15 protein-coding genes are annotated in these 16,250 nt (G+C 63.2%); 9 read left to right on the top strand and 6 right to left on the bottom strand.

Translation table 11 applies throughout. The features are described 5' to 3' along the window. Positions 1 to 189 precede the first annotated feature (189 nt). Positions 190 to 747 carry an L-threonylcarbamoyladenylate synthase type 1 TsaC gene (locus M1D87_RS00275; RefSeq protein WP_015268440.1) on the bottom strand — a complete coding sequence of 186 codons (558 nt, stop codon included), beginning with the start codon at positions 745 to 747 and terminating at the stop codon, positions 190 to 192. Positions 748 to 789: 42 nt separating this feature from the next. Next, a complete protein-coding gene (gene dprA, locus M1D87_RS00270; protein ID WP_123085431.1) occupies positions 790 to 1,887 on the bottom strand; it encodes a DNA-processing protein DprA in 1,098 nt (365 codons plus the stop codon). Positions 1,888 to 2,094: 207 nt separating this feature from the next. Between dprA and def the strand changes: the two genes are divergently transcribed. From def to M1D87_RS00245, 5 genes are read left to right on the top strand one after another with little or no spacing between them, the layout of a single operon-like run. Continuing rightward, positions 2,095 to 2,601, top strand: coding sequence for a peptide deformylase (gene def / locus M1D87_RS00265; RefSeq protein ID WP_003260000.1), 507 nt, complete (start codon positions 2,095 to 2,097; stop codon positions 2,599 to 2,601). A 60-nt stretch (positions 2,602 to 2,661) separates the two neighbouring features. Then, positions 2,662 to 3,594 (top strand): methionyl-tRNA formyltransferase, encoded by a 933-nt coding sequence (gene fmt / locus M1D87_RS00260; protein WP_123085430.1) that lies wholly within the window; start codon positions 2,662 to 2,664, stop codon positions 3,592 to 3,594. After that, complete coding sequence (rsmB, locus tag M1D87_RS00255) at positions 3,591 to 4,901, top strand: 16S rRNA (cytosine(967)-C(5))-methyltransferase RsmB (RefSeq protein ID WP_123085429.1); 1,311 nt, start codon at positions 3,591 to 3,593, stop codon at positions 4,899 to 4,901. Before fmt ends, rsmB begins: the two co-directional genes overlap by 4 nt. Before the next feature lie 23 nt (positions 4,902 to 4,924). Beyond that, positions 4,925 to 6,298, top strand: coding sequence for a Trk system potassium transporter TrkA (gene trkA / locus M1D87_RS00250; protein ID WP_013970264.1), 1,374 nt, complete (start codon positions 4,925 to 4,927; stop codon positions 6,296 to 6,298). Between the two features lie 11 nt (positions 6,299 to 6,309). Continuing rightward, on the top strand, positions 6,310 to 6,624 hold the full coding sequence (locus M1D87_RS00245; protein ID WP_123085428.1) for a tetratricopeptide repeat protein: 315 nt from the start codon (positions 6,310 to 6,312) through the stop codon (positions 6,622 to 6,624). Between the two features lie 97 nt (positions 6,625 to 6,721). On the opposite strand, the gene M1D87_RS00240 is transcribed toward M1D87_RS00245, so the two are convergent. Both M1D87_RS00240 and M1D87_RS00235 read right to left on the bottom strand, forming a co-directional pair. Continuing rightward, on the bottom strand, positions 6,722 to 7,609 hold the full coding sequence (locus M1D87_RS00240; protein WP_003260003.1) for a lysophospholipid acyltransferase: 888 nt from the start codon (positions 7,607 to 7,609) through the stop codon (positions 6,722 to 6,724). Between the two features lie 41 nt (positions 7,610 to 7,650). After that, on the bottom strand, positions 7,651 to 8,202 hold the full coding sequence (locus M1D87_RS00235) for a DNA-3-methyladenine glycosylase I (RefSeq protein ID WP_003260004.1): 552 nt from the start codon (positions 8,200 to 8,202) through the stop codon (positions 7,651 to 7,653). Positions 8,203 to 8,285: 83 nt separating this feature from the next. On the opposite strand from M1D87_RS00235, the gene glyQ reads away from it, so the two are divergent. From glyQ to M1D87_RS00215, 4 genes are read left to right on the top strand one after another with little or no spacing between them, the layout of a single operon-like run. Further along, entirely contained in the window at positions 8,286 to 9,233 is a 948-nt protein-coding gene (gene glyQ, locus M1D87_RS00230; protein ID WP_013970261.1) for a glycine--tRNA ligase subunit alpha, read from the top strand. Then, on the top strand, positions 9,230 to 11,281 hold the full coding sequence (glyS, locus tag M1D87_RS00225) for a glycine--tRNA ligase subunit beta (RefSeq protein WP_123085927.1): 2,052 nt from the start codon (positions 9,230 to 9,232) through the stop codon (positions 11,279 to 11,281). Before glyQ ends, glyS begins: the two co-directional genes overlap by 4 nt. Before the next feature lie 3 nt (positions 11,282 to 11,284). Then, the gene (gene gmhB / locus M1D87_RS00220; RefSeq protein ID WP_013970259.1) at positions 11,285 to 11,812 is read left to right on the top strand and encodes a D-glycero-beta-D-manno-heptose 1,7-bisphosphate 7-phosphatase; all 528 of its coding nucleotides are present in this window, start codon (positions 11,285 to 11,287) and stop codon (positions 11,810 to 11,812) included. A gap of 46 nt (positions 11,813 to 11,858) precedes the next feature. Next, complete coding sequence (locus M1D87_RS00215) at positions 11,859 to 12,644, top strand: lysophospholipid acyltransferase family protein (RefSeq protein ID WP_025337179.1); 786 nt, start codon at positions 11,859 to 11,861, stop codon at positions 12,642 to 12,644. 201 nt (positions 12,645 to 12,845) lie between these two features. Here the strand turns inward: M1D87_RS00215 and M1D87_RS00210 are convergent, their stop codons facing one another. Both M1D87_RS00210 and M1D87_RS00205 read right to left on the bottom strand, forming a co-directional pair. Beyond that, entirely contained in the window at positions 12,846 to 14,465 is a 1,620-nt protein-coding gene (locus M1D87_RS00210) for an MFS transporter (RefSeq protein ID WP_123085928.1), read from the bottom strand. A gap of 98 nt (positions 14,466 to 14,563) precedes the next feature. Further along, the gene (locus tag M1D87_RS00205; protein WP_123085929.1) at positions 14,564 to 16,210 is read right to left on the bottom strand and encodes a GMC family oxidoreductase; all 1,647 of its coding nucleotides are present in this window, start codon (positions 16,208 to 16,210) and stop codon (positions 14,564 to 14,566) included. Positions 16,211 to 16,250: the final 40 nt, after the last annotated feature.

Raw genomic sequence — 16,250 nt, 5'->3', positions numbered from 1 at the left:
ATATTTCTCAATCCTCAAACCGGACAGCCATTCGGGACAAAATCAGAAAAATCTGCGGGGGCTTGGCCCTGACCTGTGGGAGCGGGCATGCCCGCGAACACGGGCGAAGCCCGTGCCAGGCACCGCGTTGGATTCTTCGCGGGCTCGCCCGCTCCCACAGGAGGTCCCGGCCAGGCCTGTGGATATGTATCAGCCCGGGCGAACGACTTCGCCAGTGGCCAGGTTGCGAATCACACTAGGGTTCTTCCTTCCACCCAACGCCCCCCCCAGCACCAGATCCAGCTGACCATGGAAGTACTGCTCCACCCGCAACCGGGTCTTAGCCGCCGGGCGCCCGCCCGGGTTGCACGAAGTGGAAATCAACGGCCCCACCAATGCACACAGCTCACGTACCACCGGGTGGTCACTGACCCGCAGTGCCACGGTGTCATGTTGCCCGGTAACCCATTCGGGCAACAGGTCCTGGTGCGGCACCAGCCAGGTGTTCGGCCCCGGCCAGGTGCTGCCCATGCGGTCGATCCAGTCTTCGGGGAAGTCCTCGAACAAGAAGTCGAACTGGCGGATGTTGTCGGCTACCAGGATCAGGCCTTTATCCACAGGCCGCGACTTCAGCGCCAGCAGGCGATACACCGCGTCCTCGTTCCACGGGTCGCAGCCCAGGCCCCAGACCGCTTCCGTCGGATAGGCGATCACTGCGCCCGCCCGGATCTCACGTGCGGCTTGTTGCACACGAAAACTGCTCACCATTTCTGTTACTCCGCCTATATACCTTGCTTGTGAGCAGTGTACTTAGCCCGCGCGGGCAAACCAACGCCCGGCTTCATTGCTGACCCGGCCTTCCAGCTCCAGTTCGGTCAGCTGCGCCAGCACGTCGGCCAGCGGCAGCTCGCTGCAGTGGGCCAAGCTTTCACTGGTCTGTGGCGCGGCATGCAGCAGGGCAAGCAGTGGATGGTCAAATTTATCCACAACCGCAGGTGGCAGGTTCTGCCAACCCTGCAGGCTTTCCAGTATCTGCTCCACGCTCTCCACCAGCAGCGCGCCGTCACGGATCAACTGGTGGCAGCCCTTGGCCCCAGGATGGTGAATGGATCCCGGTATGGCATACACCTCGCGGCCTTGCTCGGCAGCCAGGCGTGCGGTGATCAGCGAACCACTGGCCAGGCTTGCCTCGACAACCAGCACACCCAGCGACAGCCCGCTGATGATGCGATTGCGCCGCGGGAAATTACCGGGCAGCGGCCCAGCATCCAGCGGGTACTCGGATACCAGCGCGCTGCCATTGTCGATCATCGCTTGCGCAAGCGACCTGTGGCGCTGTGGATAAAGTTTTTGCAACCCCGTACCGAGCACGCCAATCGTGCCCCCGCCAGCCTGCATTGCGGCCCGATGAGCGGCACCGTCGATGCCCACGGCCAAGCCGCTGGTAATGGTGAAACCGGCCTGCGCCAGGTAGCGGGAAAATGCCGCAGCGGTGTCGAGCGCCGGTGGTGAAGCACGCCTGCTGCCCACAATTGCCAGTTGTGGGCGCTCGAGCAAGGCCGGGTCTCCAGCTACGAAAAGCAGTGGAGGGGCATCGTCGATTTCCGCCAATAGTGGCGGGTAGCCAGGGCCGTCCCACATCAGCAAATGCTGGCCCTGACGCTCTAGCCAGGCCATTGCGGCCAGTGCACCCTCACGAACTTCGGCACTGCGCCGGGCATCGATGGTGGCCTGGGGTATGCCCAATGCGCGCCAGGCGCCAGCCGGTGCGCACAGTGCCGACGAGGCACTGCCAAAGGCCTCCAGCAAGCTGTTAAAGCGACGCAATCCCGTTTCCGGCAGCCGGTGCAGGCGTAATCTCGCCTCCAGTTCGGCAGGCGGAAGAGGCGACGAATGGTAGGTCTGCATGGGGATCATCCTTGATCGAATCGGGGCCATCGACGTGGCACAAACTGTGGATAACTTTGTTGATAACGCTTTGACAACCTGTCCATCGAATGGGCAATAAGCTGGCCTTGAAAACCCTAGACGAGCTTTCACAGGTGCTGAAATCCCCGTTTCCCTTTATTATGTGTGCTCAGTTTTCAACCGAACGCACAGTGACTGCCTGACCTTATGGCCATCTTGAACATTCTCGAATTCCCGGACCCGCGCCTGCGCACCATCGCCAAGCCGGTGACGGTGTTCGACGACGCCCTGCGTCAGCTGATCGACGACATGTTTGAAACCATGTACGAAGCCCCTGGCATCGGCCTGGCCGCTACCCAGGTCAACGTGCACCAGCAGGTCGTGGTCATGGACCTCAGTGAAGACCGCAGCGAGCCGCGCGTCTTCATCAACCCCACGGTCGAAGAGCTGACCCACGACATGGGCCAGTACCAGGAAGGCTGCCTGTCGGTACCTGGCTTCTACGAGAACGTCGACCGCCCGCTGCGTGTGCGGGTCAAGGCCCAGGACCGCGACGGCAAGCCTTACGAGCTGGAGTGCGAAGGCCTGCTGGCGGTGTGCGTGCAGCATGAATTCGATCACCTCAACGGCAAGCTGTTCGTCGACTACCTGTCGCAGCTCAAGCGCGACCGGATCAAGAAGAAGCTGGAAAAGCAGCACCGCCAGCAAGCCTGATCCCCACCTTCCAGAAGGCTTGCTCCGGCAAGCCTTTTTCTTTTTTGAAGCGAGAACTCCATGCGCATCGTCTTTGCAGGCACTCCAGAGTTTGCCGCCGAACACCTCAAGGCCCTGCTCGACAGCCCGTACGAGATCGTGGCCGTCTACACCCAGCCCGACCGCCCCGCTGGCCGTGGCCAGAAGCTGATGCCGAGCCCGGTCAAGCAACTGGCTGTGGCCCATGACATCCCGGTGTTCCAGCCGCCGACCCTGCGCAACCCCGAAGCCCAGGCCGAACTGGCTGCGCTGAAGCCGGACCTGATGGTGGTGGTCGCCTATGGCCTGATCTTGCCGCAGGTGGTGCTGGATATCCCGCGCCTGGGCTGCATCAACAGCCATGCTTCCCTGCTGCCCCGCTGGCGCGGTGCCGCACCGATCCAGCGCGCCGTGGAAGCCGGCGACGCCGAGAGTGGTGTAACCGTGATGCGCATGGAAGCAGGCCTGGACACCGGCCCGATGCTGCTCAAGGTGGTCACCCCGATCAGCGCCGAAGACACCGGCGGCAGCCTGCACGACCGCTTGGCCGAGATGGGCCCGCCCGCAGTCGTCCAGGCCATCGCCGGCCTGGCCGATGGTTCGCTGCACGGTGAAGTGCAGGACGATGCCCTGGCGACCTACGCGCACAAGCTGAACAAGGACGAAGCGCGCATCGACTGGAGCCGCCCGGCCGTCGAGCTGGAACGCCTGATCCGTGCCTTCAACCCGTGGCCGGTTTGCCACAGCACCCTCGATGGCGAAAGCGTGAAAGTGCTGGCCGCCAACTTGTCCACAGCGACAGGCACCCCGGGTGAGATCCTCTCCGCCAGCAAGGACGGCCTGGTTGTCGCCTGCGGTGACCAGGCACTGAGCCTGACCCGCCTGCAACTGCCCGGCGGCAAGGCATTGAACTTCAGCGACCTGTTCAACAGCCGTCGTGAGAAATTCGTCAGCGGCAAGGTGCTGGGCCAATGAACCCACGCCTCGCCGCCGCACGTGCCCTTGCCGCTGTACTCAGTGGCAAGGCCTCGCTGAACAGTTCGCTGCCAGCGCAACTGGACAAGGTCGATGAGCGCGACCGCGGCCTGACACAGGACCTGGCGTTCGGTACCGCGCGCTGGCAACCACGCCTCGACCTGCTGGCGGCGCAGCTGCTGCAGAAGCCGTTCAAGGCCGCCGATGCCGATGTGCAGGCGCTGCTGTTGGTCGGCCTGTACCAGCTGTTCTACAGCCGTATCCCGGCCCACGCCGCCATCGGCGAGACCGTCGGCTGTGCCGACAAGCTGAAGAAACCGTGGGCCAAGGGCCTGCTCAATGCCGTGCTGCGCCGGGCCCAACGCGAAGGCGAAGAATTGCTGGCCGGCATGGAGCGCGACCCGGTGGTACGCACTGCCCACCCGCGCTGGCTGCAGAAGTCGCTCAAGGCCTTCTGGCCGGAGCAGTGGGAGGCCATCTGCGCCGCCAACAACGCCCACCCGCCGATGATCCTGCGGGTCAACCGTCGCCACCACAGCCGCGATGCCTACCTGGCACTGCTGACCGAGGCAGGCGTTGGCGCCAGCGCCTGCCAGTACAGCCGTGACGGTATCGTGTTGGCCGAAGCCTGCGACGTACGCGGCCTGCCAGGCTTTGCCGAAGGCTGGGTGAGCGTGCAGGACGAAGCCGCGCAGCTGTCCGCCGACCTGCTGGAACTGGCCCCCGGCCAGCGCGTGCTCGACGCCTGCTGTGCACCGGGTGGCAAGACCTGCCATCTGCTGGAAGCCGAAGCTGGCCTGGCCCACGTGGTGGCCATCGACCTCGAAGCCAAGCGCCTGACCCGCGTGCGCGAGAACCTCGACCGCCTGCAACTGGACGCCGAGCTGATCGCCTGCGATGCCCGCGACACCGCCAGCTGGTGGGACGGCAAGCCGTTCCAGCGCATTCTGCTCGATGCCCCCTGTTCGGCCACCGGCGTGATCCGCCGCCACCCTGACATCAAGCTGACCCGTCAGGCCGACGACATCCCGGCCCTGGCCACGCTGCAAGGCGAGCTGCTCGATGCCCTGTGGCCGACCCTGGAAGTGGGCGGCATGCTGCTATACGCCACCTGCTCCAGCCTGCCGACCGAGAACACCGAAGTGATCGATGCCTTCCTTGCCCGCACCCCGGGCGCCCGTGAGCTGGACCTGGCCACCGAAGCCGGCCTGCGCCAGCCCCACGGCCGCCAGTTGTTGGCACAGGAAGGCGGCCACGACGGTTTCTACTATGCCAAGCTGATCAAGATCGCCGCCTCGCGCGGATAAAAACAAAAGGTAGGGAGTAGCGGATGAAGATCATCATCCTCGGCGCAGGACAGGTAGGCGGTACGCTGGCGGAGCACCTGGCCAGCGAAGCCAACGACATCACCGTGGTCGACACTGACGGCGACCGCCTGCGCGACCTGGGCGACCGCCTGGACATCCGCACCGTGCAAGGCCGCGGCTCGCTGCCTACGGTGCTGCGCCAGGCAGGTGCCGACGACGCCGACATGCTGGTGGCGGTAACCAACAGTGACGAGACCAACATGGTCGCCTGCCAGGTGGCCTATTCGCTGTTCCACACCCCGACCAAGATCGCCCGGGTGCGCGAGTCGGCCTACCTGACCCGCGAAGAGCTGTTCGACAACGACCATATCCCGGTCGATGTGCTGATCAGCCCCGAGCAGGTAGTGACCAACTACATCAAGCGCCTGATCGAGCACCCGGGCTCGCTGCAGGTAATCGACTTCGCCGAAGGCAAGGCCCAGCTGGTGGCAGTTAAGGCGTACTACGGTGGCCCGCTGGTAGGCCAGCAACTGCGTCAGATCCGCGCGCACATGCCCAACGTCGACACCCGCGTGGCGGCCATCTTCCGCCGCGACCGCCCGATCACCCCGCGGGGCGACACGGTGATCGAAGCAGACGACGAAGTGTTCTTCATCGCCGCGAAGAAGGACATCCGCGCGGTGATGGGTGAGCTGCGCCGTATCGACGAAACCAACAAGCGTGTGGTCATCGCCGGTGGCGGGCAGATCGGCGAACGCCTGGCCGAGGCTATCGAAAGCCGCTACCAGGTGAAGATCATCGAGATGAGCCCGGCCCGTTGCCGACACCTTTCCGACACCCTGGAAAGCACCGTGGTGCTGCAGGGCAGCGCCTCGGACAAGGACCTGATGCTGGAGGAGAACATCGCCGACGCCGACATCTTCCTGGCCCTGACCAACGACGACGAGGCCAACATCATGTCGTCGCTGCTGGCCAAGCGCCTGGGTGCGCGCAAGGTGATGACCATCATCAACAACCCGGCCTATGTCGACCTGGTGCAGGGTGGCGACATCGACATTGCCATCAGCCCACAGTTGGCCACCATCGGCACCCTGCTGGCGCACGTGCGCCGGGGCGACATCGTCAGCGTACACTCGCTGCGCCGCGGCGCGGCCGAGGCTATCGAAGCGGTGGCGCACGGGGATTCGAAGTCGAGCAAGGTGGTCGGCAAGGCGATCGAAGACATCGCCCTGCCACCGGGCACCACCATCGGCGCGATCATTCGTGACGAAGAGGTGATGATTGCCCACGACGACACCATGATCGAATCGGGCGACCATGTGATCCTGTTCGTTGTGGATAAAAAGCATATTCGGGATGTGGAGAAGCTGTTCCACGTCGGCTTGAGTTTCTTCTAGGAGCACAGGGCATGCGCGAATCGCTGGAGAAGATGCTGGCCAAGGGTGTGGATAACCCGTTGTTGAGGTTCGGCCTGGGCAAGGCCTGGCTGGACGAAGGCAATGGTGCTGAAGCGGCGGTGCATCTGGCACGGTGCGTGGAACAAGACCCGAAGTACTCGGCGGCGTGGAAGCTGCTGGGCAAGGCGCATCAGCTGCAGGGTGACCTGGCGGCGGCGCGCAAGGCCTGGCAGGAGGGGATCGTGGCCGCGCAGGCCCATGGGGACAAGCAGGCCGAGAAAGAGATGACCGTGTTTCTGAAGAAGCTCAGCAAGACATCAGGTTAACGCGGTCCCTGTGGGAGCGGGTTCACCCGCGAATGCGATGTTGGATTCAACGACGCATTCGCGGGTAAACCCGCTCCCACAGGGGACAGTGAAAATCTCAGTACCAGCGTGGCTCGCCAGCCGGGCGCTTCTTGAAGCGCTTCATGCTCCACATGTACTGGCTCGGGTACTCGCGCACATAGCGCTCGACCACCTTGCTCATCGCCGCCGCCGACACGGTCACGTCGGTGCTGTACATCTCTTCCGGCGCCGCCTCCAGGAACACCTTGAAGCCCGAGCCGTCAGGCAACCGCAGGGCATGCAGGAACACCCCAACCGCCTTGCCACCGGCCAGCATGTTCGGAACGAACTTGCTGGTCAGCGCCTGGGTACCCAGGAACGGCACGAACACCCCGGCCGACTCCGCCGGCTCCGGGTCGGCAGGAATACCCACCTGGCCACCACGGCGCACTTCCTTGATCACGCTGAGGATGCCTTCCTTGGTCGAAGGCGCCACGCGGTTGCCCATCTGCACCCGCTGCTCGCGCAGCAGGTCATCCACCGCCTTCAGCTTCGGCGGGCGATAGAAGATGATCGGTTTGCACTGGTTGCAGTAGAAGTGGTTCAGCACTTCCCAGTTACCCAGGTGGCTGGTGATGCCGACCACGCCCTTGCCCGAGGCCAACGCCTGCTCCAGCACTTCCAGGCCGTGCACTTCCTTGACCAGCTCCAGCGAGCGCTGCGGCGGCCAGATCCAGGCACAGGCACTTTCGACGAAGGATTTACCGATATCCTTCAACGCGCGGCCCACCAGCTGCTCGCGCTCGGCCGGGTCCATCTCCGGGAAGCACTTGGCGAGGTTGATGCGCACGACATTGCGCGAGCCGTTGGGGATCTTCCACATCAGCCAGCCGATACCGGCGCCGACGCGCTGCACAGCGCCCCAGGGCAGCTTGGCAAACAGGCGCAGCACCCCGACCATCAGGGCGCCCTTGAACTTTTCCACAGGCGAATTCCTTATTTCAGCAAGGCGCGCATTGTAACCCCTCAGCGCAACAAGGCGGCGTAGCGATCGCAATCGGTGGTGTGGTCCATGACCATGCCGGTGGCCTGCATGAAGGCATAGCAGATGGTCGGGCCAACGAACGTGAAGCCGGCTTTCTGCAGGGCTTTGCTCATCGCCTTGGCTTCATCGGTAACCGCTGGCACCTCGCTGCGGCCAGTGAAGTGGTTGATCTTCGGCGCACCACCGACGAATGACCAGAGCCAGTCGGCGGGGTTGTCCACAGCCAGCCAGGCCTGGGCATTACGCCTGGCAGCCTTGAGCTTGAGGCGGTTGCGGATGATGCCGGCATCCTGCATCAGCTCCTCGATGCGTTCGTCGCTCATGACGGCGAGTTTCACCGGATCGAAGCCGTGCATCACCTCGCGATAACGCTCGCGTTTACGCAATACGGTGATCCACGAAAGCCCCGCCTGGAACCCTTCGAGCAAAAGCATCTCGAACAGCAACGCCGGGTCACGCTGGGGCGTTCCCCATTCCTGGTCATGGTAGGCCTGGTACAACGGATCGTCGGTACACCAAAAGCAGCGTGGCATAAGGCTCCAATGAGTAGAGGGTGAGGCGAATCAGGTTATACTCCCGCTCTTTACATCCGCATCCCCAGATACAGGTGAATTTCGTGAGCCAGCCTACGCCAGCCGTGCGTACCTTCCAAGACCTGATCCTCGCCCTTCAGAACTACTGGGCCGAGCAAGGTTGTGTGGTGCTTCAGCCCTACGATATGGAAGTAGGCGCCGGCACTTTCCACACCGCTACATTCCTGCGCGCCGTGGGTCCAGAAACCTGGAACGCCGCCTATGTGCAGCCTAGCCGTCGCCCTGCCGACGGGCGGTATGGCGAAAACCCCAACCGCCTGCAGCACTACTACCAGTTCCAGGTGGTACTGAAGCCCAACCCAGCCAACTTCCAGGAGCTTTACCTCGGCTCGCTGAAAGCCATCGGCCTGGACCCGCTGGTCCACGACATTCGCTTCGTCGAAGACAACTGGGAATCGCCGACCCTCGGCGCCTGGGGCCTGGGCTGGGAAATCTGGCTCAACGGCATGGAAGTCACCCAGTTCACCTACTTCCAGCAGGTAGGCGGCATCGAGTGCTACCCAGTCACGGGTGAAATCACCTACGGCCTGGAGCGCCTGGCCATGTACATCCAGGGCGTCGACTCGGTGTACGACCTGGTGTGGGCCGACGGCCCGTTCGGCAAGGTCACCTACGGCGACGTGTTCCACCAGAACGAGGTGGAGCAGTCGACCTACAACTTCGAGCACGCCAATGTCGACAAGCTGTTCGAGCTGTTCGACTTCTACGAAAGCGAAGCCAACCGCCTGATCAAGCTTGAGCTGCCGCTGCCGACCTATGAAATGGTCCTGAAGGCCTCGCACACCTTCAACCTGCTGGACGCCCGCCGCGCCATCTCGGTAACCGAGCGCCAGCGCTACATCCTGCGTGTACGTACCCTGGCCCGGGACGTGGCGCAAAGCTATCTGCAAGCCCGCGCACGCCTGGGCTTCCCGATGGCCACCCCTGAACTGCGTGACGAAGTGTTGGCTAAGCTGGAGGCTGCACAATGAGTGCTCAAGATTTCCTGGTAGAACTGGGCACCGAGGAGCTGCCACCGAAGGCCCTCGCCAGCCTTGGCGAAGCCTTCCTGGCGGGTATCGAGAAGGGCCTGCAGGCCGCTGGCCTGAACTATACCGGCAAGCAGGTTTACGCCGCGCCGCGCCGCTTGGCCGTGCTGATCCGCCAGCTGGACGTGCAACAGCCTGACCGCAGCATCAATATCGACGGCCCGCCCATGCAGGCTGCTTTCAAAGACGGCGAGCCGACCCAGGCTGCCTTGGGCTTTGCCAAGAAATGCGGTGTGGAGCTGTCGGAAATCGACCAGAGCGGCCCTAAGCTGCGCTTCTCCCAGCACATCCCGGGCAAGGCCACCACCGGCCTGCTGCCGACCATCGTCGAAGACTCGCTCAACGACCTGCCGATCCCCAAGCGCATGCGCTGGGCGGCAAGCCGTGAAGAGTTCGTGCGCCCGACCCAATGGCTGGTGATGCTGCTGGGCGACCAGGTGGTCGACTGCACCATCCTGTCGCAGAAGGCAGGCCGTGAATCCCGTGGCCACCGCTTCCATCACCCGGAAAACGTGGTCATCACCACCCCGGCCAACTACGTCGAAGACCTGCGCAAAGCCTACGTGCTGGCGGACTTCGCCGAGCGCCGCGAGCTGATCAGCAAGCGTACCGCCGAGCTGGCCATGCAGCAGGAAGGCAGCGCCATCGTGCCGCCGGCGCTGCTGGACGAAGTGACCGCCCTGGTCGAGTGGCCAGTGCCGCTGGTGTGCTCGTTCGAGGAGCGTTTCCTCGAAGTGCCACAGGAAGCCCTGATCACCACCATGCAGGACAACCAGAAGTACTTCTGCCTGCTGGACAGCGAAGGCAAGCTGCTGCCGCGCTTCATCACCGTGGCCAACGTCGAGAGCCGCGACCCGAAGCAGATCGTGCAAGGCAACGAGAAGGTCGTACGCCCACGCCTGACCGACGCCGAGTTCTTCTTCAAGCAGGACAAGAAGCAGCCGCTGGAAACCTTCAACGAGCGCCTGAAGAACGTGGTGTTCCAGGCTCAGCTGGGTACCGTGTACGACAAGGCCGAGCGCGTCTCCAAGCTGGCCGCCTTCATCGCCCCGCTGATCGGCGGCGACGCCCAGCGCGCCGGCCGCGCCGGCCTGCTGTCGAAGTGCGACCTGGCCACCGAGATGGTCGGCGAATTCCCTGAAATGCAGGGTGTTGCCGGTTACTACTACGCGCTCAACGACGGTGAGCCGGAAGACGTGGCCCTGGCCCTGAACGAGCAGTACATGCCGCGCGGTGCTGGCGCCGAGCTGCCGCAGACCCTCACCGGTGCTGCGGTGGCCATCGCCGACAAGCTCGACACCCTGGTCGGCATCTTCGGCATCGGCATGCTGCCTACCGGCAGCAAGGACCCGTACGCCCTGCGCCGTGCCGCCTTGGGCGTGCTGCGTATCCTGATCGAGAAGCAGCTGGACCTGGACCTGACCGGTGCGGTCGAGTTCGCGGTCAAGCAGTTCGGCGCCAAGGTCAAGGCCGCCGGCCTGGCCGAACAGGTGCTGGAGTTCATCTTCGACCGCCTGCGTGCGCGTTACGAAGACGAAGGCATCGACGTGGCCACCTACCTGTCGGTCCGTGCCCTGCAGCCAGGTTCTGCCTTGGACTTCGACCAGCGCGTGCAGGCTGTACAAGCCTTCCGCAAGCTGCCGGAAGCCGAGGCCCTGGCCGCGGTGAACAAGCGCGTGTCGAACCTGCTGAGCAAGGCCGAAGGCGCCATCGCCGATCACGTCGAGCCGAAGTACTTCGACAACGCCAACGAGTTCTCCCTGTACTCGGCCATCCAGCAGGCCGACCAGGCCGTGCAACCGATGGCTGCTGCGCGCCAGTACAGCGAATCGCTGGCCCGCCTGGCGGCCCTGCGTGACCCGGTCGACGCCTTCTTCGAGGCGGTGATGGTCAACGCCGAGGATGCCAAGGTACGCGCCAACCGTTATGCCCTGCTCAGCCGCCTGCGCGGCCTGTTCCTGGGCGTGGCCGACATTTCGCTGCTGGGGTAAGCCTTGAAACTGCTGATTCTCGACCGTGACGGAGTAATCAACTACGACTCCGACGCCTACATCAAGACGCTGGACGAGTGGGTGCCGATCCCTGGCTCGGTCGAAGCGATCGCGCAGTTGAGCAAGGCGGGCTGGACGGTGGCCGTGGCCACCAACCAGTCCGGCATTGCCCGTGGCTACTATGCGCTGACTACCCTCGAGGCCATGCACGCGCGCCTGCGCGCGCTGGTGGCCGAGCAGGGTGGCGAAGTGGGCCACATCGTATATTGCCCGCACGGGCCGGACGAAGGCTGCGATTGCCGCAAGCCCAAGCCTGGCATGCTGCGGGCGATCGCCGAGCATTACCAGGTCGGCCTGGAAGGCGTCTGGTTCGTTGGCGACAGCAAAGGTGACCTGGAGGCCGCCCTGGCCGTCGGTGCACAACCCGTGTTGGTGAAAACCGGCAAGGGCGAGCGGACCCTGGAAAAAGGCGTCCCGGAAACTACACTGATTTTCGACGATCTGGCAGCTATCGCCAGAGAACTAATTTAAACAGTGCGCCTTCGGGCGCATTTTTCTCAGGCGGGCATGCCCCGCAATGGTACAAGCCACTATGTCGATCCTGCAGGCGATCAGAATCTTTCTTTTTTACCTGCTGCTGGGCACCAGTTCGCTGCTGTGGTGCTCGCTGAGCTTCTTCGTCGCGCCGTTCCTGTCGTTCCCCAAGCGCTACAAGTTCATCAACGTGTACTGGTGCCGTTGCGCGTTGTTCCTGGTGCGCACCATCCTGGGTATCGACTACAAGATCACTGGCGCCGAGAACGTGCCTGATGAGCCTTGCGTGATCCTGTCCAACCACCAGAGCACCTGGGAAACCTTCTTCCTTTCCCAGTATTTCTCGCCACTGAGCCAAGTGCTCAAGCGTGAGTTGCTGTACGTGCCGTTCTTCGGTTGGGCCATGGCCATGCTGCGGCCGATCGCGATCAACCGAGATAACCCCAAGGAAGCCCTGCGCCAGGTAGCCAGCAAGGGTGACGAGCTGCTCAAGCAGAAGACCTGGGTGCTGATCTTCCCGGAAGGCACCCGCGTGCCATTCGGCACCATGGGCAAGTTCTCCCGTGGCGGTACCGCGCTGGCAGTGAATGCCGGGCTGCCGGTGCTGCCGATTGCCCATAACGCCGGCAAGTTCTGGCCGAAGACCGGTTGGGGCAAGCGCGCGGGCACAATCGAGGTGGTGATTGGCGAGCCGATGTACGCCAACGGCACCGGGCCACGGGCCATCGCCGAGCTCAACGACCGCGCCGCGGCGTGGAACGAAGCGACCCAGCGGGCCATGGGTTCGCTGCCGCCAGCAGAGGAAAAACCCCAGGAACAGATGGCCTGACCATCTGTGGATAACTTGTGAACTGTTTTTGGATTAAAAGCCTGAAGTGATCGCTAAGTGTTTGAATTAGCTGTTTATTTCTGTGTATGACATTTTTCTGAAAATCGTGCATAAGTTTTTTTGGGGCATAAGAAAACCGGCTTTTACAGCCGGTTTTTTTATTGCCTCATGCGGGCGTGTAGAAACGGCCCGTTGCAGCCGTCAGATCTTGTCGATATCCACATCCCTGGTTTCTTTCAGGCAGAAGATCCCCACCACCAGGCTGACCCCGGTCACCAGCACCGGGTACCACAGCCCATAGAAGATATCCCCGGTGTACACCACCAGCGCGAACGACACCGTTGGCAGGAAGCCACCGAACCAGCCGTTGCCAATGTGGTAGGGCAGTGACATGGAGGTGTAGCGGATGCGAGTGGGGAACAGTTCGACCATCACCGCCGCCAGCGGGCCATAGGTCATGGTCGCGATCAGGATCATCGCCACGATCAGCACCACCACCATCACTTGGTTGACTTGCCCAGGGTCGGCCTTGGCCGGGTAGCCAGCCTGTTCCACCGCCGCACGCATGGCCGCTTCGTCGAAGCCGTTGATGGTCTTGTCACCGATGTTCACCACCACATCGCTACCTGCCACATCCACCGAGCTGTATGGCAAGCCCTGCTTGACCAGGAATGTCTTGACCTTGTCGCAGGGGCTGTCGAAGCGCGCCTTGCCTACCGGGTCGAACTGGAAAGTACAGCCTCTCGGGTCGGCAGTGACCACGATCGGCGCCTGGCGGCTGGCCGCGTCGATCTGTGGGTTGGCGTAATGGCTCAGCGCCTTGAACAGCGGGAAGTACAGCACCGTGGCCAGGAGCAGGCCGAGCATCAGGATCGGCTTGCGGCCAATACGGTCGGACAACCAGCCGAAGAACACGAAGAACGGCGCACCAATGACCACGCTGATGATCAGCAGGGTGTTGGCCTGGGCCGGGTCCATCTTCAGCATCTGGGTCATGAAGAACAGCACGTAGAACTGCGCCGTGTAGAAGGTCACGGCCTGCCCGGCGTTGATGCTGAACAAGGCGGTGAGCACCACTTTCAGGTTCGGCCAGGAGGTGAACGACTCACGGATCGGCGACTTGCTGACCTTGCCCTGGGCCTTCATTTTCACGAAGGCCGGCGACTCGTGCATGCTCATGCGGATCCAGGTGGAAATCGCCAGCAGTACGATCGACAACAGGAACGGCAGGCGCCAACCCCAGGTTTCGAACTGGTCGCCACTGATATAGCGGCTGCCCAGCACCACCACAAGCGACAACAACAGGCCAAGAGTGGCGGTGGACTGAATGAAACCCGTGTGGAAACCGCGCTTGCCGGGCGGCGCATGCTCGGCCACATAGGTGGCCGCACCGCCGTATTCACCCCCCAGCGCCAGCCCCTGCAGCATGCGCAGGACCACCAGGATGATCGGTGCCGCGATGCCGATGCTGGCGTAGGTGGGCAACAACCCCACCGCGAAGGTGGACAGGCCCATCAGCACGATGGTGACCAGGAAGGTGTACTTGCGCCCGATCATGTCGCCCAGCCGGCCGAACACAAGCGCACCGAACGGACGCACCAGGAAGCCGGCGGCAAAGGCCATGAGGGCGAAGATGAAGGCGGTGGTGTCGTTCACGCCAGCGAAGAACTGCTTGCTGATGACCGCTGCCAGCGCACCATAGAGAAAAAAGTCATACCACTCGAAAACTGTCCCGAGGGATGACGCGAAAATGATCTTGCGTTCTTCACGACGGCTGGAGCTGCTGGCCGCCGCACCCTGCTCTTGGATGTAATCCGACATCGTTGCTGTCCTCGGCCCGCAGGCCACAGTGATTATTCTTGTTGTTCCACTGTCGGCAGCTTCTGACCGCCAGCTGCCGGTACTGCACGCACCCGGGGTCAGGGCGTCGGTATCGCGTCTTCGTTCAGATAGGTCTGGGTGGCAGCTCCTTTGAGGATCAGTTGCGCCGCCTTCTCGGCGATCATCAGGGTGGGTGAACAAGTATTGCCGGAGGTGATCTGCGGCATGATCGATGCGTCTGCCACGCGCAGGCCGGGGATGCCGTGCACGCGCAGCTGGTTATCCACAACGTCCAGTTCGCCATTGCCCATGCGGCAGGTGCCGACCGGGTGGAAGATGGTGGTGCCGATTCTGCCGGCGGCTTCGAACAGCTCTTCTTCGGTTTGCAGAGCTGGGCCCGGCAGGTATTCCTTTGGGTCGAACGCAGCGAGGGCAGGGGCCTGGACGATACGCCGGGTAAGGCGAATGGAATCGGCGGCGACGCGCAGGTCCTGGGGGGCGCTGAGGTAGTTGGGGTCGATCAGCGGCGTGCTGTTCATGTCGCTGCTGCGGATATCGATACGCCCGCGGCTGGCCGGGCGCAGGTTGCACACCGAGGCGGTAAAGGCCGGGAACCTGTGCAGTGGCTCGCCAAAGCGCTCAAGTGACAGTGGCTGCACGTGGTACTGCAGGTTTGCGGTGGCCTGCTCCGGGCTCGAACGCACGAATGCGCCCAGTTGGCTCGGCGCCATGGCCAGCGGGCCACTGCGGTCATAGAGGTAGCGCAGGCCCATGCTCATCTTGCCCCACAGGCTGTTGGCCATCTGGTTCAGGGTACGGGTATTGCGGATCTGGTAGATCAGGCGCAGTTGCAGGTGATCCTGCAGGTTGCCGCCAACGCCTGGCATGTCGTGACGCACACCAATGCCCAGGCTTTCCAGTAACTGCCGCGGGCCGATACCGGAGCGCTGCAGGATACCGGGAGAGCCCACAGCACCCGCACAGAGGATGATCTCGCGACGTGCCGCAAACTCGTGCCAGGCACCCTGCCAGAACGCCTTTACCGCCCGTGCACGGGTGTTGTTGAGCAGCACCTGGTCAACCTGAACGCCGGTCAGCACGGTGAGGTTGGGGCGGTCCTTGATCGGCCGCAGGAAAGCCTTGGAAGCGTTCCAGCGCACACCGCTGCGTTGGTTGACCTGGAAATATCCACAGCCTTGGTTGTCGCCGGTATTGAAGTCATCGACCTTGCCGATGCCGCTTTGCTCGGCGGCATCACGGAAGGCATCGAGGATCGGCCAGCTATAGCGCTGGCGCTCGACCCGCCATTCGCCATCACCACCGTGGTGCTCGCTGGCGCCGGCAAAGTGGCTTTCGCTGGCCTTGAACAGCGGCAGTACGTCCTTCCAGGCCCAGCCGTCGTTGCCTTGCTCGGCCCAACGGTCGTAGTCGGCAGCCTGGCCGCGCATGTAGATCATGCCGTTGATCGAGGAGCAGCCACCTAGCACCTTGCCGCGTGGATAGCCCAGCGCACGACCGCCCAGGCCGGGCTGCGCCTCGGTCTTGAAGCACCAATCGGTGCGCGGGTTGCCGATGCAATAGAGGTAACCGACGGGGATATGGATCCAGGGATAGTTGTCGCGCCCACCCGCTTCCAGCAGCAGCACTCGGCAGGAAGGATCGGCGGACAAACGATTGGCCAACAGGCAACCGGCGGGACCGGCCCCTACGACCACGTAGTCGAAGACAGAATCGGCTGATGGCATGTGCAACCTCGGGCCTGATTATTATTCTTGTCCCGATCCA

The organism is Pseudomonas sp. SA233, from assembly GCF_054792385.1.
This window is presented reverse-complemented; position numbering and strand designations above follow the sequence as displayed.

Excerpts from the sequence above, each read along its gene's own strand:
- M1D87_RS00205 (WP_123085929.1), bottom strand. The coding sequence starts at position 16,210 with ATGCCATCAGCCGATTCTGTCTTCGACTACGTGGTCGTAGGGGCCGGT.
- def (WP_003260000.1), top strand. The coding sequence starts at position 2,095 with ATGGCCATCTTGAACATTCTCGAATTCCCGGACCCGCGCCTGCGCACC.
- M1D87_RS00215 (WP_025337179.1), top strand. The coding sequence starts at position 11,859 with ATGGTACAAGCCACTATGTCGATCCTGCAGGCGATCAGAATCTTTCTT.
- M1D87_RS00245 (WP_123085428.1), top strand. The coding sequence starts at position 6,310 with ATGCGCGAATCGCTGGAGAAGATGCTGGCCAAGGGTGTGGATAACCCG.
- fmt (WP_123085430.1), top strand. The coding sequence starts at position 2,662 with ATGCGCATCGTCTTTGCAGGCACTCCAGAGTTTGCCGCCGAACACCTC.
- M1D87_RS00235 (WP_003260004.1), bottom strand. The coding sequence starts at position 8,202 with ATGCCACGCTGCTTTTGGTGTACCGACGATCCGTTGTACCAGGCCTAC.
- M1D87_RS00210 (WP_123085928.1), bottom strand. The coding sequence starts at position 14,465 with ATGTCGGATTACATCCAAGAGCAGGGTGCGGCGGCCAGCAGCTCCAGC.
- glyS (WP_123085927.1), top strand. The coding sequence starts at position 9,230 with ATGAGTGCTCAAGATTTCCTGGTAGAACTGGGCACCGAGGAGCTGCCA.
- rsmB (WP_123085429.1), top strand. The coding sequence starts at position 3,591 with ATGAACCCACGCCTCGCCGCCGCACGTGCCCTTGCCGCTGTACTCAGT.
- dprA (WP_123085431.1), bottom strand. The coding sequence starts at position 1,887 with ATGCAGACCTACCATTCGTCGCCTCTTCCGCCTGCCGAACTGGAGGCG.
- M1D87_RS00275 (WP_015268440.1), bottom strand. The coding sequence starts at position 747 with ATGGTGAGCAGTTTTCGTGTGCAACAAGCCGCACGTGAGATCCGGGCG.
- trkA (WP_013970264.1), top strand. The coding sequence starts at position 4,925 with ATGAAGATCATCATCCTCGGCGCAGGACAGGTAGGCGGTACGCTGGCG.